The sequence below is a fragment of the Bradyrhizobium oligotrophicum genome (assembly GCF_051168495.1).
GTDB lineage: Bacteria > Pseudomonadota > Alphaproteobacteria > Rhizobiales > Xanthobacteraceae > Bradyrhizobium > Bradyrhizobium oligotrophicum_A.
On record NZ_JBNPVB010000003.1, the window covers coordinates 536,250 to 557,232 of the forward strand.

At 64.9% G+C, this 20,983-nt stretch carries 19 protein-coding genes; 10 read left to right on the plus strand and 9 right to left on the minus strand.

Translation table 11 applies throughout. The annotated features are described in order from the left end of the window. The first annotated feature begins 67 nt into the window (after window positions 1–67). The 4 genes from ACQR1B_RS09220 (at window position 68) to ACQR1B_RS09235 (ending at window position 3,633) form a co-directional block, all read left to right on the plus strand. On the plus strand, window positions 68–1,183 hold the full coding sequence (locus tag ACQR1B_RS09220) for a cyclic nucleotide-gated ion channel (RefSeq protein ID WP_434832290.1): 1,116 nt from the start codon (window positions 68–70) through the stop codon (window positions 1,181–1,183). After that, window positions 1,180–1,974, plus strand: a complete 795-nt coding sequence (locus tag ACQR1B_RS09225; protein ID WP_434832291.1) for an enoyl-CoA hydratase/isomerase family protein — start codon at window positions 1,180–1,182, stop codon at window positions 1,972–1,974. Before ACQR1B_RS09220 ends, ACQR1B_RS09225 begins: the two co-directional genes overlap by 4 nt. A gap of 158 nt (window positions 1,975–2,132) precedes the next feature. Further along, window positions 2,133–2,867 carry a LuxR family transcriptional regulator gene (locus tag ACQR1B_RS09230; protein WP_434832292.1) on the plus strand — a complete coding sequence of 245 codons (735 nt, stop codon included), beginning with the start codon at window positions 2,133–2,135 and terminating at the stop codon, window positions 2,865–2,867. Window positions 2,868–2,949: 82 nt separating this feature from the next. Continuing rightward, window positions 2,950–3,633 carry an acyl-homoserine-lactone synthase gene (locus tag ACQR1B_RS09235; RefSeq protein ID WP_434832293.1) on the plus strand — a complete coding sequence of 228 codons (684 nt, stop codon included), beginning with the start codon at window positions 2,950–2,952 and terminating at the stop codon, window positions 3,631–3,633. 520 nt (window positions 3,634–4,153) lie between these two features. On the opposite strand, the gene ACQR1B_RS09240 is transcribed toward ACQR1B_RS09235, so the two are convergent. The 8 genes from ACQR1B_RS09240 to ACQR1B_RS09275 all read right to left on the minus strand — a co-directional run bounded on the left by ACQR1B_RS09240 (window position 4,154) and on the right by ACQR1B_RS09275 (window position 13,524). Beyond that, window positions 4,154–4,801, minus strand: a complete 648-nt coding sequence (locus tag ACQR1B_RS09240; protein ID WP_434832327.1) for a nitroreductase — start codon at window positions 4,799–4,801, stop codon at window positions 4,154–4,156. 186 nt (window positions 4,802–4,987) lie between these two features. After that, entirely contained in the window at window positions 4,988–6,235 is a 1,248-nt protein-coding gene (locus tag ACQR1B_RS09245; RefSeq protein ID WP_434832294.1) for an acyl-CoA dehydrogenase, read from the minus strand. Window positions 6,236–6,378: 143 nt separating this feature from the next. Then, window positions 6,379–7,623 (minus strand): acyl-CoA dehydrogenase, encoded by a 1,245-nt coding sequence (locus tag ACQR1B_RS09250; RefSeq protein WP_434832295.1) that lies wholly within the window; start codon window positions 7,621–7,623, stop codon window positions 6,379–6,381. Between the two features lie 155 nt (window positions 7,624–7,778). Continuing rightward, a complete protein-coding gene (locus tag ACQR1B_RS09255; protein WP_434832296.1) occupies window positions 7,779–8,906 on the minus strand; it encodes an acyl-CoA dehydrogenase family protein in 1,128 nt (375 codons plus the stop codon). 158 nt (window positions 8,907–9,064) lie between these two features. Then, window positions 9,065–10,933 (minus strand): AMP-binding protein, encoded by a 1,869-nt coding sequence (locus ACQR1B_RS09260; protein WP_434832297.1) that lies wholly within the window; start codon window positions 10,931–10,933, stop codon window positions 9,065–9,067. A gap of 41 nt (window positions 10,934–10,974) precedes the next feature. After that, window positions 10,975–11,781 (minus strand): enoyl-CoA hydratase/isomerase family protein, encoded by an 807-nt coding sequence (locus ACQR1B_RS09265; RefSeq protein WP_434832298.1) that lies wholly within the window; start codon window positions 11,779–11,781, stop codon window positions 10,975–10,977. Window positions 11,782–12,023: 242 nt separating this feature from the next. Beyond that, the gene (locus ACQR1B_RS09270; RefSeq protein ID WP_434832299.1) at window positions 12,024–12,782 is read right to left on the minus strand and encodes an SDR family NAD(P)-dependent oxidoreductase; all 759 of its coding nucleotides are present in this window, start codon (window positions 12,780–12,782) and stop codon (window positions 12,024–12,026) included. Window positions 12,783–12,864: 82 nt separating this feature from the next. Further along, window positions 12,865–13,524: a TetR family transcriptional regulator gene (locus tag ACQR1B_RS09275; RefSeq protein ID WP_434832328.1), complete on the minus strand. Its 660-nt coding sequence runs from the start codon at window positions 13,522–13,524 to the stop codon at window positions 12,865–12,867. A gap of 157 nt (window positions 13,525–13,681) precedes the next feature. On the opposite strand from ACQR1B_RS09275, the gene ACQR1B_RS09280 reads away from it, so the two are divergent. The 4 genes from ACQR1B_RS09280 to ACQR1B_RS09295 all read left to right on the plus strand — a co-directional run bounded on the left by ACQR1B_RS09280 (window position 13,682) and on the right by ACQR1B_RS09295 (window position 18,356). Continuing rightward, window positions 13,682–14,854 (plus strand): acetyl-CoA C-acetyltransferase, encoded by a 1,173-nt coding sequence (locus ACQR1B_RS09280; protein WP_434832300.1) that lies wholly within the window; start codon window positions 13,682–13,684, stop codon window positions 14,852–14,854. A 169-nt stretch (window positions 14,855–15,023) separates the two neighbouring features. Continuing rightward, complete coding sequence (locus tag ACQR1B_RS09285) at window positions 15,024–16,562, plus strand: acyl-CoA synthetase (RefSeq protein ID WP_434832301.1); 1,539 nt, start codon at window positions 15,024–15,026, stop codon at window positions 16,560–16,562. Between the two features lie 241 nt (window positions 16,563–16,803). Next, the gene (locus ACQR1B_RS09290) at window positions 16,804–17,874 is read left to right on the plus strand and encodes an alpha/beta fold hydrolase (protein ID WP_434832329.1); all 1,071 of its coding nucleotides are present in this window, start codon (window positions 16,804–16,806) and stop codon (window positions 17,872–17,874) included. A 95-nt stretch (window positions 17,875–17,969) separates the two neighbouring features. Next, the gene (locus ACQR1B_RS09295; RefSeq protein ID WP_434832302.1) at window positions 17,970–18,356 is read left to right on the plus strand and encodes a hypothetical protein; all 387 of its coding nucleotides are present in this window, start codon (window positions 17,970–17,972) and stop codon (window positions 18,354–18,356) included. A gap of 73 nt (window positions 18,357–18,429) precedes the next feature. On the opposite strand, the gene ACQR1B_RS09300 is transcribed toward ACQR1B_RS09295, so the two are convergent. Continuing rightward, the gene (locus ACQR1B_RS09300; protein ID WP_434832303.1) at window positions 18,430–19,152 is read right to left on the minus strand and encodes a hypothetical protein; all 723 of its coding nucleotides are present in this window, start codon (window positions 19,150–19,152) and stop codon (window positions 18,430–18,432) included. A gap of 199 nt (window positions 19,153–19,351) precedes the next feature. Here ACQR1B_RS09300 and mbfA point away from each other — a divergent pair, with 199 nt between their 5' ends. Then, on the plus strand, window positions 19,352–20,323 hold the full coding sequence (gene mbfA / locus ACQR1B_RS09305) for an iron exporter MbfA (RefSeq protein WP_434832304.1): 972 nt from the start codon (window positions 19,352–19,354) through the stop codon (window positions 20,321–20,323). A 78-nt stretch (window positions 20,324–20,401) separates the two neighbouring features. Further along, window positions 20,402–20,932, plus strand: a complete 531-nt coding sequence (locus tag ACQR1B_RS09310) for a cytochrome b (protein WP_434832305.1) — start codon at window positions 20,402–20,404, stop codon at window positions 20,930–20,932. The last annotated feature ends 51 nt before the right edge of the window (window positions 20,933–20,983 follow it).

Below are 20,983 nucleotides of genomic sequence, written 5' to 3' on the forward strand. Positions count from 1 at the left end.
GCTCGGGGCACTTTGCCGGCGCGACCCCCTCCCCCCAGACTCGTCAACCACAGGCGCCTGCTTTCCCATGGCCAAACCGCCATTACCTCCTGCCCTGGCGACGTTCGTCGCCGCCTCGGCCGGACGCGACATGACCGGAGCGGCCTACGCAGTCATGCTGCTCGGCACGACCGCGATGGTCCTGCTGACGCAGGACGCGGCCTATGCGGCGGCTTACCGCTGGATCTATGCCCTGCTATGGGGATGCCTTGCCTTCTTCGTCGCCGAATGGGGGGGCCGGGTTCAGGCGGCGGCGCGGGTGCACCGGGCCCGCGCCTATCTCACCTCCGGGCGCGGCTTGGTGGACACCGCCTCCGCGCTCGCCGTTCCCGTTGCACTGGCAGCGGGCGTCGAGCCGCGCTCCGCGTGGTTGCTGGCGTTCACCTGGGCGCTGAAGGTCATTTCCGGGGTGCCCGGCTTGCGCCGGCTTCGCCGCGTCATGGTGGTCGAGGCGCGCCCGCTGCTGGCGGTGCTGGTGCTGTTCCTGCTGGTGCTGTTTCTCGGCTCGGTGGCCGAATATGCGCTGGAGCATGACGGCCAGCCGGCAACCTTCGGCACCATTCCCTCAGCCATGTGGTGGGCCGTCGTCACCCTCACCACGACCGGCTATGGCGACGTGGTACCGATCACGCCGCTGGGGCGGCTCGTGGCGGCCATGGTGATGATCTCGGGGCTCGGCGTGTTCGGCCTATGGACGGGTATCCTGGCCACGAGCTTCGCGTCCGAGACCCGCCGCGACAACTTCCTGAAGACGTGGGAATTGGTCGGCAAAGTGCCGTTCTTCGCCACTCTGGGGCCGTCGACGCTCGCCGACGTGACCCAGATGCTGCGCTCGATCGACCTGCCGCCGCGCGTGACCGTGATCCGCAAGGGCGAGCCGGGCGACTGCATGTATTTCATCGCCGCCGGCGAGGTCGAGGTCGACCTGCCCAGCAAGAAGATCCGGCTCGGCGAGGGCGCGTTCTTCGGCGAGATGGCTCTGCTCGGGAACAATCTGCGCTCGGCCAACATCGTCACCACCAGCCTGTCGAAGCTGCTGGTGCTCGATCTCGTCGACTTTCGCGTGCTGATGGCACGCCACCCTGATCTGGCGCAGAGCATCGATACCGAGGCCGTGCGCCGAACCTTGGAGAACAGGACATGACGAACCGGACCAGCGCAACCGAGGACGCGCCGAGTACGCCCCAGCTCACGATCGAGGGCCGGCGCGCCACGATCCGTCTCAACCGGCCGCGCCACCTCAACCGGCTGCAGCCGGAGGATCTCGTCGCGCTGCTGTCTCTGTTCGACCGCGTCGAGGCCGACCCCGACTTGCGCGTGCTGGTGCTGACCGGCACCGGGCGCGCCTTCAGCGCCGGCTTCGATCTCGGCGCCATCGGCACGGCGCCGGGCAGCGAGACGGAAGGTCAGTCCACGCCGTCGTTCGAGGCGGTGGTCGACCGGCTCGAAGACTTGGCTCTGCCGACGATCTGCCGGATCAATGGCGGGGTCTATGGCGGCTCGACCGACCTCGCGCTGGCCTGCGATTTCCGCATCGGGATCGACACCGGCGAGATGTTCATGCCGGCCGCACGGCTTGGACTTCACTACTACCCGGGCGGCATCAAGCGCTACGTCTCTCGTCTTGGCATCGACAATGCCAAGCGACTGTTCCTCACCGCGGAGAAGATCGACGCGCGCGAGATGCTGCGCATCGGCTATCTCACCTCCATGGTCGCTGCCGACGCCCTCGATTCCGAGGTCGAGCGTCTGGCGACGATCCTGGCCGGCAACGCACCGACGGCGATGCGCGGCATGAAGCGCGCCATCAATGAGTTTGCGCGCGGTGCGCTCGACGAGGCGGCGGCGCGAAGCAGGCATCGGGACAGCATGCGGGGCGCAGAGATCAGCGAAGGCATGAAATCGTTTGCAGAGAAGCGACCACCGAAATTCTGAGCGCAGTCCTGCGGCGATTTGCTGAGATTTTGTATGCAAAGCAGATGTATGCAGCCGGTGTGCCGGCACACGTTCAACGAACTATCGACGTAAAGACCCAATTTGCGGTTGACAGCCTTTTGTCCGCGGCTAGCTTGGCCTTGGGCGGAGACTTTCACATGCAAGTGATAGACGCGTATTGGGGACGACGGGCTCTGGACTACGTCGATGCGATCGAAGCGTCGAAAACCAGCGCCAGCGTGCTCTCCCAGTTCGAGAAGATGATCGGCGATCTCGGGTTCCACGCCTACATCATGGCGGGCGTCCCGGTGGCGGGCCAATCCCTGCAGCAGACGATCCTGGCCAATGGCTGGCCCAGGGAATGGTTCGACATCTATGGCCGGGAGCAGTTTCATCGCCACGATCCGATTCCCCGGCACTGCATGTCGACCCTGAATCCCTTTGCGTGGTCGGAGGCACCCTATGATCGCGATGACGAACCGTGTGCGCATCGGGTGATGACGCGGGCGCGGGATTTCCGATTGCACGAGGGCTTCTGCGTGCCGATCCACTACGACGATGCGGTCGGCGCGGTCAGCATCGCGGGCGAGCATCCCAATCTTGCTCCGGACGCAAGAGGCGCGCTGCATCTCATCAGCATCTTCACGCATTCACGGCTGCGCGCGCTGGCGCGCGCGGCGGCGAGCGGGCAGGCCCGCCGCCTGTCGCGGATCGAGGCCGAGGTGCTGAGCTGGGCGGCGCGCGGCAAGACCGCCTGGGAGACGGCGCGCATCCTCGGCGTCTCCGAACGCAACGTTCGTTGGCATCTCGAGGAAGCCCAGCGCAAGCTCGAGACCAAGAACAAGACCGCGACGGTGGCGACCGCTCTTGTCAACGGCGAGATCGCGATCTGATCTGGCGTTTTTCCCACTGGATCAATTCGAGCACATCAGCAATCTGCAAACCCCAAGTTGGTTTAAGCGACCGGGGGGTTCGATGCCGGAGATTCATGTCGTCCGAAAAGATAATCGCGCGCTCTACGAGAAATATTTCGATCCCTATTTCAGGCTGCGCCACGATATCTACGTCAAACAGCGCAAGTGGATGGACCTCGACCGGCCGGACGGACGCGAGATCGATCAGTTCGACACCGAGGATGCCGTCTATCTGTTCTGCATCGACAACGGCCAGCTGATCGGCGCGATGCGTGCAGTGCCCACGCTGCTGCCGACGCTGATGAGCGACATCTTTCCCTACCTCAATCTGCGCGGGCCGGTTCAGCGGCCCGACGTCTACGAACTGTCACGCATCTTCGTGGTTCCGGAGCGCCGCGGCGAGCACGCCGGTCCGCGTGTCGACCTGCTGCTGCTCACCGCCATCATGGAATACGGCATATCGATCGGGCTCACGGGCTTTTCGATCGTGCTCGAAACGTGGTGGCTGCCGCGGTTCGAAAAGTGCGGCTGGAAGGCGCGCCCGCTGGGGGTGCCGCACATGATGGACGGGATGTCGGTGATGGCCGTCCTGGTCGATTGTGACGAGACGACGTGGCAATCGCTGTGCAAGCAGATCGGCCTGACGCGGCCGACGCTGACCTGGCAGGGTCTCGAAGAGGTCAACCGCCAGGCCCTGCCGGATATCTTTCTTCATGCTCCAGCAGCCGCTCAGCCAGCGCAATGAGCTGCTCCCGGTGCCGCGTCAGCCTCAGTCGGTGGAAGGCCTTCAAGAGGCGGTGACCGAGGAGCGTCGCCTCATCCACCTCGAGGGCGCAAAGGTTGGACGGCGTGTTCATGGAATCCATCGCTGACACTTCGGGTTTTGAACCGTGACTGAGCCTTCAATTGAGAAGATCATCGAGCGGCTGCAATTCTGCATCGTAGACGCTCGGGCAATGCAACTCAAAATGTTAGAAAGAATTTTGTCAATATCATTGCTTGAAGCCCATGAGCTCAAGGAAAAATGCGCGCCCAAATCGTCCGATAGCAGCCACTAGAGCGGTCCAAAGTTCCTTCCCCATTGCCCACATTGCCGCGCCCGTGTTGACCGGAGTTATCAATAGCATCGGCAAGGCCTTGATTTCCGGAGCGGCTTTGACGGTTGGATGAAGCGCACGGCGGTCACGTCGGAGGCGATGCCGGTACAGCACGCCGCCCCGGTTCTATCAGACGGAACTCAGACCGCTTCGGCTGTCGCCCCGGCTCTATTCGTCCACGAAGCGGACGGTTTCCGCGAGCGCGGCGCGGCTGGTCCGATAGGAATTGGCCTTGTGGTCGAGGTCCGGATAGCCGAACGAGATGCCGCAGACGACCTTGCGGTCGTCACCGAGCCCGAAATGGTTGCGCACCACGTCGGAATGAAACGCCAGCGCGGCCTGCGGCACGGTGGCGACGCCGAGCGCCTGCGCCGCCAGCATGAAACTCGTGACATAGCCGCCGCAATCGATCGCGCCATAGGTGCCGAGCGCCTCGTCGCTGTGGATGATCGCGACATGCGGCGCGCCGAAGAAGTTGTAGTTCTCCAGCGCCTGCCGGGCGTAGCCGGCCTTGTCGCCGCGTTCGATGCCGAGCGCGTTGTAGAGCTGAAAGCCGCTCTCGCGACGGCGGTCGAGATAGACGCCCTTGTATTCGCGCGGAAACGGAAAGTCGCCCGAAGGCGGCTTGCCGCCCGACGCCGCCGCGTACATCACTTTGCGAAACGCCTCGGTCGCCGGACCGGATGTGATCTCGACCCGCCAGGGCTGGCTGTTGCACCAGGACGCGGTCTTTTGCGCAGCCGTCAGAATGCGCTCGATGATGGCGCGCGGCACCGGCTCAGGCCGGAAGCTGCGGCAGGAGAAGCGCGCGGCCATGAGGTCTTCGAGGATGGAGATGGCGTCGGTCGGTACGGCTTCGGCATCTGCTGGCATGACATGGTTCTCACTACGACCGATGGGTCCCCCTCATGGTGAGGAGGCGCGCAGCGCCGTCTCGAACCGTGAGGCCTGGGCGGGCCTCATCCTTCGAGACGCTGCTGCGCAGCTCCTCAGGATGAGGGTTCAAGTCCGCCCGCGTGTCGGGACCTTGTTGAACGGCACATCCTTGTCGACGCGGATATCGCCGGGCAGGCCGAGCACGCGCTCGGCGATGATGTTGCGCAGGATCTCGTCGGTGCCGCCGGCGATCCGCATCGACGGCGAGCTGAGCAGCATCTGCTGGAACTGGCCTTGCGTCTCCGCTTCGTCCGCGCCGGTGAGCACGCCGGCGCCGCCTTCGAGGTCCATCGCATAGGTCGCGATGTCCTGCAGCATCACGCCGGCGACCAGCTTGCCGATCGAGTTCTCCGGTCCCGGCCGCTCGCCCTTGGACAGCGCGGAGATGGCGCGGTAGCTCGTGTATTTCAGGCCACTGGCCTTGACCGCCCAGGACGCAAGCTTCGAGCGCGTGGCGCGATCGTCGATGGCGAGGCCGTTCTCGGTCATCAGGTTGGCGCAGAACGCGAACATCTCCGGGAAGCCGGTCGCAAGCCGCGCGCCGATCGACATGCGCTCGTTCATCAGGGTGGTCAGCGACACGTTCCAGCCGTCGCCGACCGCGCCGAGGCGCTGGCTGTCCGGAATGACCACGTCGGTGAAATAGACCTCGTTGAACTCCTGCATGCCGTTGGCCTGCTTGATCGGCCTGATATCGACGCCCTTGCTCTTCATGTCGAGGAAGAACATCGTCAGGCCCTTGTGCTTGGGCACGTTGGGATCGGTGCGCGTGATCAGCAGACCATAATCGGAGTAATGCGCGCCCGAGGTCCAGATCTTCTGGCCGTTGATGATCCAGTCGTCACCGCGCTTCTCGGCGCGGGTGCGCAGGCCCGCGACGTCGGAGCCGCCGGCGGGTTCTGAGAACAGCTGGCACCAGATCTCCTCGCCCGAGGCGAGCTTTGGCAGATAGCGGCGCTTATGCTCCTCGCTGCCATAGGCCATCACCGTCGGGCCGCACATGCCCTCGCCGATCTGGAACGGCTGCGTCAGCTTGCCGTAGACGCCCTCCTCCTGCTGCCAGATGACGCGCTCGATCGGCGTCGCACCGCGGCCGCCATAGTCCTTCGGCCAGTGCAGGCAGGCCCAGCCGGCGTCCGACTTCTTCTTCTGCCAGGCCTTGCCGACCTCGACGATGTCGGCGTGCTTGAGCCGGATCCGGCCGAGCGAGGAGCTCGCCAGCTCCTCCTCGAGCTCCTTCGGCGCGTTGGCGGCGACCCAGGCGCGCGCGGTCTCGCGGAAAGCGGCTTCCTGCGGGGTATCGTCGAAGTTCATGGGTCCATCTCACTTGCGTCGGGTCATGCTGGATGTGGCTCCTCATGGTGAGGAGGCGCCCCTTGGCGCCGTCTCGAACCATGAGGCCCCACTGCGGGCCTCATCCCTCGAGACGCTGCTACGCAGCTCCGCAGGATGAGGGTCTAGTTTCGTCCCCGCGTCGGCACCTGATTGAACGGCAGATCCTTGTCGACCCGGATGTCGCCGGGCAGGCCGAGCACGCGCTCGGCGATGATGTTGCGCATGATCTCGTCGGTGCCGCCTTCGACGCGGGTGCCGGGCGATCGCAGCAGCATCGCCTGGAAACGTCCTGCAAGCTCCGCCTCGGGCCCGCTGAGCACGCCCGCCGCGCCCTGCAGATCGAGCGCGTAGGTCGCGACGTCCTGCACCATCGATCCCGCGACCAGCTTGCCGATCGAATTCTCCGGCCCCGGCCGTTCGCCCTTGGACAATGCCGAGATGGCGCGCATGCTGGTGTATTTCAGCCCGCTGGCCTTCACCGCCCAGTTCGCCAGCTTCGAGCGCACGTTGCGGTCGTCGATCGCCGGACGATCGTCGAGCATCAGGTTGGAGCAGAACTCGAACAGCTCGGGGAAACCAGTCGCGACGCCGGCGCCGATCGACATGCGCTCGTTCATCAACGTGGTGAGCGCGACGTTCCAGCCGTCATTGACCGCGCCGAGCCGCTGCGAGTCCGGGATCACCACGTCAGTGAAATAGACCTCGTTGAAATCCGAGTGCCCGCTGGCCTGCTTGATCGGGCGGACCTCGACGCCGGGGCTCTTCATGTCCAGGAAGAACATGGTGAGGCCCTTGTGCTTCGGCACGGTGGGATCGGTGCGCGTCAGCAGGATGCCGTAGTCGGAGTAATGCGCGCCGGAGGTCCAGATCTTCTGGCCGTTGATGACCCACTCGTCGCCGCGCTTCTCGGCGCGGGTGCGCAGGCCCGCGACGTCGGAGCCGCCGGCGGGCTCGGAGAACAGCTGGCACCACACCTTTTCGCCCGAGGCCAGCGGCGGCAGATATTGACGCTTATGCTCTTCCGACGCGTAGGCCATCATGGTCGGGCCGCACATGCCGTGGCCGATGATGAACAGGCCCGAGAGCTTGCCGAACGGCCCCTCCTCCTGCTGCCAGATCACGCGCTCGATCGGCGAGGCGCCGCGGCCGCCATAGTCCTTCGGCCAGTGCAGGCAGGCCCAGCCGGCGTCGGCCTTCTTCTTCTGCCAGGCCTTGGCGACTTCGAGAATGTTGGCGCTCTTCAGCGCGGTGCGGCCGAGCGAGGACGCGCGCAGCTCGTCTTCATACTGCTTCGGCGCGTTGGCCGCGATCCAGGCACGGGCTTCGGCGCGGAAAGCCGCTTCCTGCGGGGTGTCATCGAAGTTCATGATTCAAACCTCTCATCTCGTAGGGTGGGCAAAGGCGCAACGCGCCGTGCCCACCAATCCAAACCGCGACACTTGCGGTGGGCACGCTTCCGCCTTCGCCCTTCGGGCTTCGTCGGACAAGTCGCTTTGCCCACCCTACGGATTCTCGCTTCGATTCATGCCGCGTTGCGCTTGCGCATGCGGTCGATCAGCTGGTCCTCCCAATAGGACAGGCTGCCGAGGCCGAGCGCGAGCGCGTTGGCGCGGCGGTAGTACATGTGGCAGTCGAACTCCCAGGTGAAGCCCATGCCGCCATGGACCTGGATGTTGTTCTTGGCGCAGTGCTGATAGGCTTGCGTCGCGCTGATGCGCGCCGACGCCGCGGCTTCCGGCAGCTCCGGCGCATTGGTCGAGAGCGCCCAGGCACCGTAATAGGCGTTGGAGCGCGCCAGGGTCGCCGAGACATACATGTCGGCCAGCATGTGCTTGACCGCCTGGAACGAGCCGATCGGACGGCCGAAGGCGATGCGGTCGAGCGCGTAGTCGCGGCCCATCTCCAGCGCGCGGTCGGAGCCGCCAACCTGCTCGAACGCGGTCAGCACCGCGGCGCGATCGAGCACCTGGCTGATGATGCTCCAGCCGTCGCCGGCAGCGCCCAGCGGTTCGGCCTTGCAATTCGTGAAGGTGAGTTCGGCCTGGCCGCGGGTTGGGTCGAGATTGGTCAGCGCCTTGGCCTCGACGCCGCCGGCCTTGGCGTCGACCAGGAACAGCGAGATGTCGCTGTCGCGGCCGGTCGATGCGGTGCGCGCAGCGACGATGATGAGATCGGCGATGGCGCCGTCGGCGACCGGCTTCTTGGTGCCGTTCAGCACGCCATTGGCGGCTGCGAGCTTGATCGCCTTCGGCGAGGGATTGCCGGTGCCCTCGAACAGCGCGAGCGTACCGATCGTCTCGCCGCTCGCGATCTTCGGTAGCCAGGCCTGCTTCTGCGCATCGCTGCCGGCGAGCATCAGCGCTTCCGCAGCGAGATAGACCGTCGATGAGAACGGCACCGGCGCCAGCGCGCGACCGACTTCTTCTGCGATGACGCAGAGTTCAAGGTGGCCGGCGCCCGCCCCGCCATATTCCTCGGGGATGGCGACGCCGAGAAAGCCCATCTCGGCAAAGCCCTTCCACAGCGCGCGGTCATACGGTTCCTTGCCGTCGAGCACGACGCGCACGGCTTTCGGCGGACACTTCTCGGCAAGGAATTTGCGCGCCTGGTCCCGCAGCTGCTTCTGGTCGTCGGAGAAATCGAAGTTCATGGATGTCACTCGCCTTGGAAGTCGGATCTAAAGCTTGCCGTCATTCCGGGGCGCGCGAGCGCGAGCCCGGAATCCATACGCCCGATCGGGGTTATGGATTCCGGGCCTGCGTGCTTCGCACGCATCCCGGAATGACGAGTGGGAAGAGACGGGTCGCATCACAGCACGATCACGTCGCTGTCGGGCGTTGCGGCATAGAGCCGCTCGACGAGCGCGGCGCGGCGCTCCAAGCCGGCGCGCTGGTTGATGTAGCCCTTGTCGGTCAGCTCATGGCCGTCGATTGACGGCGGCTCGGCCATAAGCATCGCTCGGCCGATGCGCCGGCTGCTGGCGCCTTCGCAGTCCTTGTTGTGCGCCTGGAGGCCGCGGCGGACGCAGTCGATGACCGCCGGATGCTTCACGACGTCCTCGAACGTCGCTTGGGGATTGCCGACCAGTTGGCGGCAGGCATGAAGGTTCGGCCAGGCCAGCAGGCCGATGTAGTCGCGGTCCTGTCCCGCCACCAGCGCGTCATGGATCGCGGGCGTGGCCGCGGCGATCGCATCGGTGCGCAGCGAGCCGACATGGACGAAGGTGCCGGTGGTCAGCTTGAAATCCTCGACGACACGGCCGGCGAAGATGATGCCCTGCACGGGATCATTGGGATCGACAAATACGCCGGCATCGCCGATGCAGTAGAAGCCTTCGTCGTCGAACGCCTTCCTGGTCAGCTCGGGCTGGCCGAAATAGCCGGGCATCACGTTGATGCCGCGCAGACGCAGCTCGTATTTGTCGCCGGTCGGCACCATCTTCAGCTCGACGCCCGGGAATGGCAGGCCGATCAGGCCGACGCGCTCCGTGTTCCAATAAGTGCCGGTCGAGGTCGGCGCCGTCTCGGTGGAGCCCCAGCCGGTGTAGAACACGATGCGCTCGCCGGTGGTCTTCACCGCCAGTGCCTGCATCCGCTCGTAGAGATCGTCCGGCAGCCGCGCGCCGCCATAGGCCATGATGCCGAGATCCTTGAAGAAGGAACGGCACAGCACATCGTCCTTCTCCATCGCCGCCGCGAGCGCGGCATAGCCGGCGGGAACGTTGGCGTAGTAGGTCGGCGACACCTCGCGCAGGTTCTTGATGGTCTCATCGAACATGCCCGGCATCGGCCGGCCATCGTCGATGTACAGCGTGCCGCCCTCGATCAAGAGCGGATTGAACAGCGCGTTGCCGCCCATGGTATGATTCCACGGCATCCAGTCCAGCACGGTGGAGATCGGCGCATCCGGCCCGCGCGGCCGGGTCTGCATCATCATCGCCGCATTGGCGCACATCATCTCTTGCGTGTTGATGACCGCCTTGGGCATGCCGGTCGAGCCCGACGTGAACAAGAGCTTGCCGACAGTGTCTGGCGTGATCTTCGCAATCGAAGCCTCGACCTCTGACGTGGCCGGTGTCGCGGCCAATTCGGCGAAGCTGATGCTCGGAACGCCGTCGCACGGACGCGCGACATGAACGACGGTGACGCCATCGAGATCGAGCGCCTTCAGCGCCTTCTCGAAGGTCGGGCCGTCCTGTACCATCACCACGCCCGGCTTCGCCAGCCCGAACAGATATTTCAGCTTGAGGTGATCATGGCTCATCAGCGAATAGGCCGGCGACACCGGCGCCGCGGGCACGCGGGCCTGCATCGCGGCGAAGGTCATCAGCGCATGCTCGATCGAATTGCCCGAGAGGATCGCAACCGGACGGCCGTCGAGCTTCAGGTTGAGCAGTCCTTGCGTCAGCCCGTCGACGGTGCGCTTCGCCTCCGCATAAGACAGCTTTCGCCACTGCCGTTCCTGACCGCTGCGCTGCGCGAGCCAGGTCCGCGCCGGCGCCTCCTTCGCCCAGCGGGCGAGCGGGGCGGCGAGATGCGGCTCATAGGCCTGCAGCGGAATACGCGACTTGATGACGATCACGCCGTCGGCGCGCCTGTCGACGTCGATGTCGCGCGCCAGCCAGTTGACCTTGCGGAATGCCGGCTTCTCCAAAACCTTCGCTGCCGTCCCGTCCATTTTGCGTCTCCCGAAATATCGTCCTTTGCGGATCTTGATATCTAGCCGTTGGTATAGACCGGCTTTCGCTTCTCGAGGAAGGCTTGAATGCCTTCCTTGAAATCGTCCGAGCGGCTGCACAGCACCTGGTTGCGATCTTCCATGGCGATGACGGCTTCGATCGACGCCGCATCGACGCTCATGTTGAGACATTCCTTCGAGAGACGAAGTCCGACCGGCGAGGCCGTCATCATCGCGTCGACGAACGGCGCCGCCGCGCTTTCGAGCATGTCCTCCTCGACGATCTCCGACGCCAGTCCGACCATCAGCGCGCGTTCGGCGCCGATGAAGCGTCCGGTGAGGATCAGCTCGGAGGCGACGGAGACGCCGACGAGGCGCGGCAAAAAGTAGCTGGTGCCGATGTCGCAGCCGCCGAGACCGAGCTTGATGAAGGCGCAGTTCATCCGCGCCGAGCGCGCGGCGATGCGGATATCGGCGGCGAGCGCCAGCGCGAAGCCACCGCCGGCGGCCGCGCCCTGCACCAGCGCGATGATCGGCTGCGGACAGCGGCGCATCAGCATGACGATGTCGGCGATACGGCGCTGCGAGTCCAGGGAGTCGGTGACGCTGGGCGGCTCGTTGACGCCGCCGCGGCGCTGCATCGCGGCCTTGAGATCGAGGCCGGCGCAGAAGTTCTTGCCTGCGCCCTTCAGCACGACGGCGCGTGTCGTGCGATTACGCTGCAGGCCTTCGAAGTAGTTATTGAGCGCGTCGATCAGCGCCGGGTCGAGCGCGTTCAGGCTCTCCGGACGATTGAGCGTCACCCGGTCGACGCCGTTGTCATGCTCGATCAGCAGCGGTTGGGACATGGCATGCTCGCTCGCTTCAACAAGCGCCGGAGTTTGTTAATGCGCCCTCTCCCCTTGTGGGAGAGGGCATCACCGACATCAGACGCGCATTCGGTCCGGTGAGGGGTCTCTCTCGGCAGTTGGACTCGCGGAGAGAGACCCCTCACCCGGCTCGCATTTCGCTCCGCTCACGCGAGCCCCCCTCTCCCACCTTGCGAAGCTTTGCTTCGCTTGGGGGAGAGGGTAAACTTCCGTTGAGACGACTAGCGCGGGGCCATGCGGATGGCGCCGTCGAGGCGGATGGTTTCGCCGTTCAGCATCGGGTTCTCGACGATGTGGACGGCGAGGTTGCCGTATTCCGAGGCGTCGCCGAGGCGGGCCGGATGCGGCACCTGGGCGCCGAGGCTCTTGCGCGCCTCTTCGTTCAGGCCCATCAGCAGCGGCGTCAGGAACAGGCCGGGCGCGATGGTGTTGACGCGGATCTTCTGGCTGGCGAGATCGCGCGCCGCCGGCAAGGTGAGACCGACGACGCCGCCCTTCGAGGCCGAATAGGCGATCTGTCCGATCTGGCCCTCGAACGCCGCAACGCTCGCGGTGTTGATGATGACGCCGCGCTCCTCGCCGACCGCCTCGGCGGTGACGAGCCGCTCGGCGAACAGGCGAAGCACGTTGAAGGTGCCGATCAGGTTGACGTTGATGATGCGCGCGAACTTGGCGAGCGGATAGACGCCGTCCTTGCCGACGATGCGTTGCGAGCCACCGATGCCGGCGCAGTTCACCAGCACGCGTGCGATGCCATGTGCGGCTTCCGCCTTGGCGATGCCGGCCTTGACCTGCTCCTCGTCGGTGACGTCGGCATGAACAGCGACGCCGTTCAGCTCGGCTGCGACCTTCTCCGCATTCTCCTTGCTCTGATCGAGCACGGCGATCCTGGCGCCCTTCGCGGCCATCGCGCGCGCAGTGGCGGCGCCGAGGCCCGAGCCACCGCCGGTGATGAGAACGGCGACGTTGTTCAACTGCATGGTTGGTTTCCTCCCTAGGTTTCTTGTTGGCGAATAGCGAATAGGGAGTAGCGAATAGCGGGGAGCCCCTACTCGCTACTCCCTATTCGCCATTCGCTCCCTTCACTATTCCGCCGCAGATCAGCGCCTCCATGTGAGCGATGTACTGGCGGCAGACGTCATCGGTGACCGGGCCGACGCCGATCGCGCGCGACATCGCGTGGCGGCCGAAGAACAGATGATCGCAGGCGCCGATCAGGCTGGTGTAGAACAGCACCGGATCGACGGCGCGGAATTCGCCCTTGGCAACGCCCTCTTCGAGCAGCCGGCGATGGAAATCCAATAGCGGTGCGACGAAGAATTTCGACACCTCGTCGGCGGCATCAGTGCTGCTCTCGTGCAGCAGATAATGGATCAGCCGGTTCATGTAGGGGAACCGGTAATAGGCGCGGATGATGCCGCTGATGTGCAGCTTCAGCTTGGCCGTCGGCGGCAGCGGCTGCGCCAAGAGATATTCGAGATTGGCGACTTCGGTCGCGGCGTCGCGCGCGAGCAGCGCCAGCAGCAGGCCGTCCTTGTTGCCGAAATGATATTTCACCAACGCGGCGTTGGAGCCGGACTTCTGGGCGATGTCGCTGAGCGAGATCTCGATCGAGGACCGCTGGATCATCAGCTCGCTGGCAGCGTCGAGCAGTTTTTCCGCGGTGGCATTCCGCCCCACGGCAAGCTTCTCCGGCGCGCTGTTCTGCAGCTGAGGTCCCAAAACGGTGCCCACCTTGGACGTTTCCCACCTGATTGTTGGGGCCAGATAAGCCGAAGCCGGGGCCGATCTCAAGAGTTAATTGATCGATTGACTAACCGGCAGCGGGGCATTTAAATCGGCACAAAGACGAGAACACCAAGTCTAGGGAGGAGACGTCATGGCGGAAGCCTACATCGTCGCGGCTGCGCGCACGGCCGGCGGCCGAAAGGGAGGCCGTCTGGCCGGCTGGCATCCGGCCGATCTCGCCGCGAAGGTGCTGGACGCGCTGGTCGAGCGCTCCGGGGCCGCGCCGGACCAGGTCGAGGACGTGATCATGGGCTGCGTCATGCAGACCGGCGAGCAGTCGACCAACATCGCCCGCAACGCAGTGCTGGCCTCGAAGCTGCCGGAGAGCGTGCCCGGCACCTCGATCGACCGGCAATGCGGCTCGTCGCAGCAGGCGCTGCATTTCGCCGCGCAGGCGGTGATGTCGGGCGCGATGGACGTCGTGATCGCGGCCGGCGTGGAATCGATGACCCGGGTGCCGATGGGCCTGTCGTCGACGCTGCCGGCCAAGAACGGCTTCGGGCACTACAAGAGCCCGAACATGGAGAGCCGCTATCCCAACATCCAGTTCAGCCAGTTCACCGGCGCCGAGATGATGGCGGAGAAGTACGGGCTCTCCAAGGATGAGCTCGACGAATACGCCTATCACAGCCACCAGCGCGCGATCGCGGCGACGCAAGGAGGACAGTTCAAGGACGAGATCATTCCGCTGCAGATCACCCGCGCGGACGGCTCGACCGACACGCATTACATCGACGAGGGCATCCGCTTCGACGTCAGCCTCGACGGCATCAAGAACGTCAAGCTGATCGCCGAGAACGGCAAGCTGACGGCGGCGTCCGCCAGCCAGATCTGCGACGGCGCTTCGGGCGTGATGGTCGTCAACGAGCGTGGCCTGAAGTCGCTCGGAGTCAAGCCGCTGGCCCGCGTCCACCACATGACCATGATGGGCAGCGACCCCGTGATCATGCTGGAGGCGCCGCTGCCGGCCACGCAGCGCGCGCTGCAGAAGGCGGGGATGTCGATCGACGACATCGACCTCTACGAGGTCAACGAGGCCTTCGCCTCGGTGCCGACCGCGTGGCTCAAGACCACCGGCGCCGATCCCGACAGGCTCAACGTCAATGGCGGCGCCATCGCGCTCGGCCATCCGCTCGGCGGCTCCGGCACCAAGCTGATGACCACGCTGCTGCATGCGCTCAAGGCGCGCAACAAGCGCTACGGTCTGCAGACCATGTGCGAAGGCGGCGGCATGGCGAACGTGACGATCGTCGAGCGGCTGTAGCTGTCGCAACGACAACGGTGTCGTCCCCGCGAAAGCGGGGACCCATAACCACCGAATTAGACTGCGGGCGGGCTGGAGCCACAGCCCGCCCTAACCACAGGCTCCTGTGGTTAGGGGTCCCGGCGTTCGCCGGGACGACGCCATTTTCCTGATCAAGCGGTGAGCCCTCATGACCCACCCGTCCATTTACGCCCACAGCCATCCCGACAAGATCGCCTATCAGATGGCGGGGACCGGCAAGGCGATCACCTATCGCGAGCTCGATGAGCTCTCCAACCAGGGCGCGCAGCTGTTCCGCGCGCTCGGGCTCAAGGCCGCCGATCACGTCGCCTTCCTGATGGAGAACCGGCTGGCCTTCATGGAGATCGCCTGGGCCGCGCAGCGCTCCGGCCTCTACTACACCGCGATCAGCCGCTACCTGACCAAGGACGAGATCGCCTACATCATCAAGGATTGCGGCGCCAAGGTTTTCATCACCTCGCCGAAATGCGCCGAGCAGGTGCGTGATCTCGCGAGCGCCGCTGACGGCCCGCTGTTCTTCATGGTCGACGAGCCCGAGCCCGGCTTCCGCTCTTGGGACAAGGAGGCCGGCGCGCAGCCGAAGACGCCGATCGCCGACCAGGTCGCCGGTTACGACATGCTGTATTCGTCGGGCACGACGGGGCGGCCGAAGGGCATCAAGAAGGATTTCGAGGGCAATCCGATCGAGCAGGCCAGTCCGTTCCTGCGCGTGCTCTGCGCCGACATGTGCGGCATGAACGCCGAGAGCATCTATCTGTCGCCGGCGCCGCTGTATCACGCAGCACCCTTGCGCTTCAACATGATGGTATCCGTGCTCGGCGGCACCTCGATCATCATGGAGCATTTCGACGCCGAGGAATTTCTGCGGCTGGTCGAGACGTACAAGGTCACCCAGTCGCAGCTGGTGCCGACCATGTTCGTGCGCATGCTGAAACTGCCGCAGGACGTCCGCAAACGCTATGACGTCTCCACGCTCAAAGGCGCGATCCACGCTGCGGCCCCCTGCCCGGTCGACGTCAAGGCCAGGATGATCGACTGGTGGGGCCCGATCCTGATCGAGTACTATGCGGGCTCCGAGGGCAACGGCGTCACCGTGTGTACCTCCAAGCAGTGGCTCGAGCATCGCGGCAGCGTCGGCCGCGCCGTGGTCGGCAAGATCAAGATCCTCGGCGAGAACGACGAGGAGCTGCCGACCGGCGAGATCGGCTCGGTGTACTTTGCGGATGCGCCTGTTTTCTCCTATCACAACGATCCGGAGAAGACGAAGCGCGCCTATAACGACAAGGGCTGGTCGACGCTCGGCGACGTCGGCTATCTCGATGCCGACGGCTTCCTTTATCTCACCGACCGCAAGTCCTACATGATCATCTCCGGCGGCGTGAACATCTATCCGCAGGAGACCGAGGACGTCCTCATCACTCATCCCGATGTGGCCGACGTTGCCGTGTTCGGCGTACCCAACGAGGAGATGGGCGAGGAGGTCAAGGCGGTGGTCCAGCCGCACGACATGGCGCGCGCCGGCAAGGCACTCGAAGAACAGCTCATGCTGTTCTGCCGCCAGCATCTGTCGCCGATCAAGTGCCCGCGCTCGATCGACTTCGAGCCGGAGCTGCCGCGCACGCCGACCGGCAAGCTCGTGAAGCGGCATCTGCGCGAGCGCTACTGGCCGAAGAAGGGTGCGGCCTGACAAGTGATTGATGTCGTCCCGGCGAACGCCGGGACCCATAGCCACCGCCGCCGAGGATGCGAAAGGTATAAGCTCCAGCTTTGGCGCCACACGACCGCCTGTGATTATGGATCCCGGCTCGCGCTCGCTTCGCTCGCTTGGCCGGGACGACGCGAGGAAAGATCACGCGATGTCCCTGCCCCCGCTGCCTCTTCCGGCCACCATCCGCTCCCGCTTCGTCGACGGCCTCAACGGCCTGCGCATGCATGTGCTCGAAGCCGGCTTCGAGACGCCGGGACGGCCCTGCGTGCTGCTGCTCCACGGCTTTCCCGAATTGGCCTATAGCTGGCGCAAGGTGATGCCGGCGCTGGCGGCGGCTGGCTACCACGTGCTGGCGCCCGACCAGCGCGGCTATGGCCGCACAACCGGCTGGTGCGCCGACTATGACGGCGACCTCGCGCCATTTCGATTCACCAATCTGGTGCGCGATGCGCTCGGCGTCGTCTATGCGTTCGGGCATCGCCATGTCGCCGCTGTCGTCGGCCACGATTTCGGCAGCTTCGTCGCGGCGTGGTGCGCCGTGATCCGCCCCGATGTCTTTCGGTCGGTCGTCATGATGAGTGCACCGTTCGCCGGGCCGCCGGCAGCGCCGTTCGGCATCGCGGAGCATCCGTTCACACCGCCGCAGGATTCCGTGCACCGCGACCTCGCGGCGCTGCCGCGGCCGCGCAAGCATTATCAATGGTACTACTCGACGCGACAGGCCAATGCCGACATGCATCATGCGCCGCAAGGCCTGCATGATTTCCTGCGCGCCTACTATCACCACAAGAGCGCGGATTGGCTGGACAACAAGCCTGCTCCGCTGCAGGCGTGGAGCGCCGGCGAGCTGTCGAAATTGCCGACCTACTACGTGATGGACCTCGACAAGACGATGGCCGAGACCGTCGCCGAGGAGATGCCGGAAGCCTCGGCGATCGCAACCAATCGCTGGCTGCCGGACCATGAGCTCGCGATCTACACCGCAGAATATCAACGCACCGGATTTCAAGGCGGGCTGCAATGGTATCGCTGCGGCACGTCAGGCCTGTTCGACGCGGAATTGCAGACATGGTCCGATCGCACGATCGACGTTCCGTCTGCATTCATCTCCGGCCTGCAAGACTGGGGCATCTACCAACGGCCCGGAATGTTTGAAGCGATGCAGTCCCGAGTCTGTACCCACATGATCCTGTGCGAGCTGATCGATCGTGCCGGCCATTGGGTGCAGCAGGAGCAACATGAACGAGTCAATCAGCTGCTGTTAAGATTCCTGAACAAATCGACAGCCTGATTTTCGACGTCGTTCTGCCCTATCCCCCGAATCGGGGAACGAACCATCGTGGCTGACGTTTCCGCATCCGGGCGATGCGCACCAGGAGATGATTTATGGATAAGAAGATCGCAGGCTTGTTGGGCGCGGTCGCCGCTGTCGGCGCGCTCGGCACGGCGCAGGCATCGGCGGCTCCGGCTCCCACCGATGTCCTGAAGGCCAATTCCTACGCCGACCTTCTCGAACCGATCCCTGACGCCGCCAAGGTGCTGCAGGTGCTCGACGAGCAGGCCCCGCAGGCGGACGAGCCGAAGGTGCAGCTCGCGCAGTGGTACCATCACCACCATCATCATCACCACCACCACGGTTACTGGCGTGGCCCGGGCCCGGGTTACGGCTATGGCTACGGCTACGGACCGCGCGTCTACGTCGTGCCGCCGCGCCGCTATTACCATCATCACCACCACCATCACCATCATCACTGGTATTACGATCGTTATTGATCGCACAGCGGTGACGATTTGACGGAGGCGCCGACCGCGAGGTCGGCGCCTCTTTCACGTCAGCATAGCGCCATTACGATTTGCGCGCCTTCTCCTTGGCGGCGCGATGCAAATGGCGGTAGGTGCCGTCGAACACGGTGTCGGTGCTCGACACCCACTCGGTCTCCTTGGCGAGCGTGGGCCGGCTGGCATGGATACGGCGTGACTGCAGCTCGCGCTCGGCCGCCTCCTCCGGACCCATCGGCTCGACGGTGAAGTTGGCCTCCTCAGGGATCACGATCACCTGCGCGAACGGCTCGCCGGGGCGGAAGATGTGGGTTCGTCCTTCCGCCGGCGCCTTGAACACGCAGAAGAACAGCATCGGCCAGAAGCTGCGCACCAGCGCGGGCACGGCGATCGGACAAGTATCTGTCCGGTCGGTGTAGAAGCGCGGATGCGGTTCGGTGCGGATCGCAAAACCCTTGGGCACCTTGAGGTCGAGCAGGATCTGGTAGGTGTAGAAGCCATCGCCGAAATTGCGGAACGGCGGCCATTGCAAGCTCGGGCTCGGCGGCTCGCCCCAGTCGCCGGCGATCTCCAGCGCCCCGTCGCGCGTCGTCACCCGCAGTTCGAAGGCGTAGGGGTAGAACAGCTCGATGCCGTATTGCGCGCCTTCGGAGAACGGCACGCAGTGCCAGACCTGCTCGTGCGAGCCATTCGCGCGCGGTTGCCGCTCACCGGCCCAACCCGGAATATCCATCCTGGTCCGGCGCGGTGCCAGTCCTGGATCATTCAGCCGGAATTTGACGGTGTCCATTGGAACTCCTTAGGTAGCTGAGCGGAACGCGAACGGTGAATTTGCATCGAGGTTTCATGACTGGGACCTGAATGTGACCTCACAAAAATGTTTCGCGGCGACGTAGCGGCCGCAGTTTGACCGCGGTGCGGCAAATCCATATAGATTTAGAAACGTTCTAAACTCGAATGTTCGGAACGGCAAATCCGGGGACCTTGGAATGAAGAATTTCGCCGACCTCACCGAGCGCGAGATCCTGGCGATCGCGATCTCGGCCGAAGAGGAAGACGGCCGCATCTACATGAGCTTCGCGGAAGACCTGGCGGAGCGATATCCGGATTCGGCGAAACTGTTCGAGCAGATGGCCGAGGAGGAGAAAGGCCACCGCCACATGCTGCTCGAACTCTACGAGGAGCGCTTCGGCAAGAACCTGCCGCCGATCCGGCGCGAGAACGTCAAGGGCTTCATGCAGCGCCGGCCGATCTGGCTGACCAAGAACCTGTCGCTCGACACCATCCGCAAGGAGGTCGGCACGATGGAGTTCGAGGCCGAGCGCTTCTACGCCAAGGCCGCCGAACAGGCCGAGGATGTCGGCGTGCGCCGGCTGCTCGGCGATCTCGCGCTGGCCGAGAAGGGCCACGAGCAGGTCGCGGCGAAACTGACCGACCAGATCCTCAGCCCCGACGTCCGTCACAAGGAGGACGAGACGCGCCGCCGCGTGTTCGTGCTGCAATATGTGCAGCCGGGCTTGGCCGGCCTGATGGACGGCTCGGTGTCGACCCTGGCGCCGCTGTTCGCGGCCGCCTTCGCGACGCATCAGAATTTTCAGACTTTCCTGGTTGGCCTCGCCGCCTCGATCGGCGCCGGCATCAGCATGGGCTTTGCCGAAGCGCTGTCCGACGACGGCTCGCTGACGGGGCGCGGCTCGCCCTGGCTGCGCGGCGCGGTCTGCGGCGCGATGACGACGCTTGGCGGCCTCGGCCACACGCTGCCCTATCTCGTCCCCGATTCCTGGGCGAACGCGTTCTGGATCGCCACCGCGATCGCCGGCATCGTCGTGTTCTTCGAGCTCTGGGCGATCGCCTACATCCGTGCGCGCTACATGGACACGCCGTTCCTGCAGGCGGTGTTCCAGATCGTGCTCGGCGGCATCATCGTGCTCGGCGTCGGGATCCTGATCGGAGCGGCGTAGCGGTCCGCCGATAGGGTGCTGCAGAACTCCCAGCCGGGCTGCAGATCGCAGCAGACCGGCCACGACGAAAGGCCCGTCATGACACCACGCCTGCATTACGGCACACCTGCGAAGATCCTGCATTGGCTGGTGGTGGCGCTGCTCGCGATCCAATATCCGATCGGCTGGCTGATGCCGGACCTCCACGCCAACACGCCGCCCGGCGCGCCGATGGTCCTGCACATCTCGTTCGGCCTCACCATCCTGGCGCTGATCGCGGTGCGCTTCGTCTGGCGGCTGACGCATCCGGTCGCGCCGGAAAGCTCGCTGCCGCCGTGGCAGCGGCTGAGCTCGGAGGCCGTGCACTGGGCTCTCTATGTGATGGTGATGGCCACCACCATCACCGGCTGGCTTTTCGCCTCCTACCGCGGCTGGAGCGTGTCGTACTTCTATCTGTTTCAGCTGCCGATGCTCGCGGCACGCAACCCTGCCGGCAATCGTGCGATCGACGGATTGCATCAGGCGTCGGAGTGGCTGCTGCTGATCCTGATCATCGTGCACATCGGAGCTGCGCTGGCGCACATCTTCGTCTATCGCGACCGCGTCATGCAGCGCATGCTGCCCGGCTGACCCGCGCCTCCAGCAATTTCGGTCAAGCGCCCGCCACGCGTCTGGGGTAAA

Coding starts and splice junctions, on each gene's coding strand:
- ACQR1B_RS09220 (WP_434832290.1), top strand. CDS start 68: ATGGCCAAACCGCCATTACCTCCTGCCCTGGCGACGTTCGTCGCCGCC.
- ACQR1B_RS09225 (WP_434832291.1), top strand. CDS start 1,180: ATGACGAACCGGACCAGCGCAACCGAGGACGCGCCGAGTACGCCCCAG.
- ACQR1B_RS09230 (WP_434832292.1), top strand. CDS start 2,133: ATGCAAGTGATAGACGCGTATTGGGGACGACGGGCTCTGGACTACGTC.
- ACQR1B_RS09235 (WP_434832293.1), top strand. CDS start 2,950: ATGCCGGAGATTCATGTCGTCCGAAAAGATAATCGCGCGCTCTACGAG.
- ACQR1B_RS09240 (WP_434832327.1), bottom strand. CDS start 4,801: ATGGCCGCGCGCTTCTCCTGCCGCAGCTTCCGGCCTGAGCCGGTGCCG.
- ACQR1B_RS09245 (WP_434832294.1), bottom strand. CDS start 6,235: ATGAACTTCGACGATACCCCGCAGGAAGCCGCTTTCCGCGAGACCGCG.
- ACQR1B_RS09250 (WP_434832295.1), bottom strand. CDS start 7,623: ATGAACTTCGATGACACCCCGCAGGAAGCGGCTTTCCGCGCCGAAGCC.
- ACQR1B_RS09255 (WP_434832296.1), bottom strand. CDS start 8,906: ATGAACTTCGATTTCTCCGACGACCAGAAGCAGCTGCGGGACCAGGCG.
- ACQR1B_RS09260 (WP_434832297.1), bottom strand. CDS start 10,933: ATGGACGGGACGGCAGCGAAGGTTTTGGAGAAGCCGGCATTCCGCAAG.
- ACQR1B_RS09265 (WP_434832298.1), bottom strand. CDS start 11,781: ATGTCCCAACCGCTGCTGATCGAGCATGACAACGGCGTCGACCGGGTG.
- ACQR1B_RS09270 (WP_434832299.1), bottom strand. CDS start 12,782: ATGCAGTTGAACAACGTCGCCGTTCTCATCACCGGCGGTGGCTCGGGC.
- ACQR1B_RS09280 (WP_434832300.1), top strand. CDS start 13,682: ATGGCGGAAGCCTACATCGTCGCGGCTGCGCGCACGGCCGGCGGCCGA.
- ACQR1B_RS09285 (WP_434832301.1), top strand. CDS start 15,024: ATGACCCACCCGTCCATTTACGCCCACAGCCATCCCGACAAGATCGCC.
- ACQR1B_RS09290 (WP_434832329.1), top strand. CDS start 16,804: ATGCATGTGCTCGAAGCCGGCTTCGAGACGCCGGGACGGCCCTGCGTG.
- ACQR1B_RS09295 (WP_434832302.1), top strand. CDS start 17,970: ATGGATAAGAAGATCGCAGGCTTGTTGGGCGCGGTCGCCGCTGTCGGC.
- ACQR1B_RS09300 (WP_434832303.1), bottom strand. CDS start 19,152: ATGGACACCGTCAAATTCCGGCTGAATGATCCAGGACTGGCACCGCGC.
- mbfA (WP_434832304.1), top strand. CDS start 19,352: ATGAAGAATTTCGCCGACCTCACCGAGCGCGAGATCCTGGCGATCGCG.
- ACQR1B_RS09310 (WP_434832305.1), top strand. CDS start 20,402: ATGACACCACGCCTGCATTACGGCACACCTGCGAAGATCCTGCATTGG.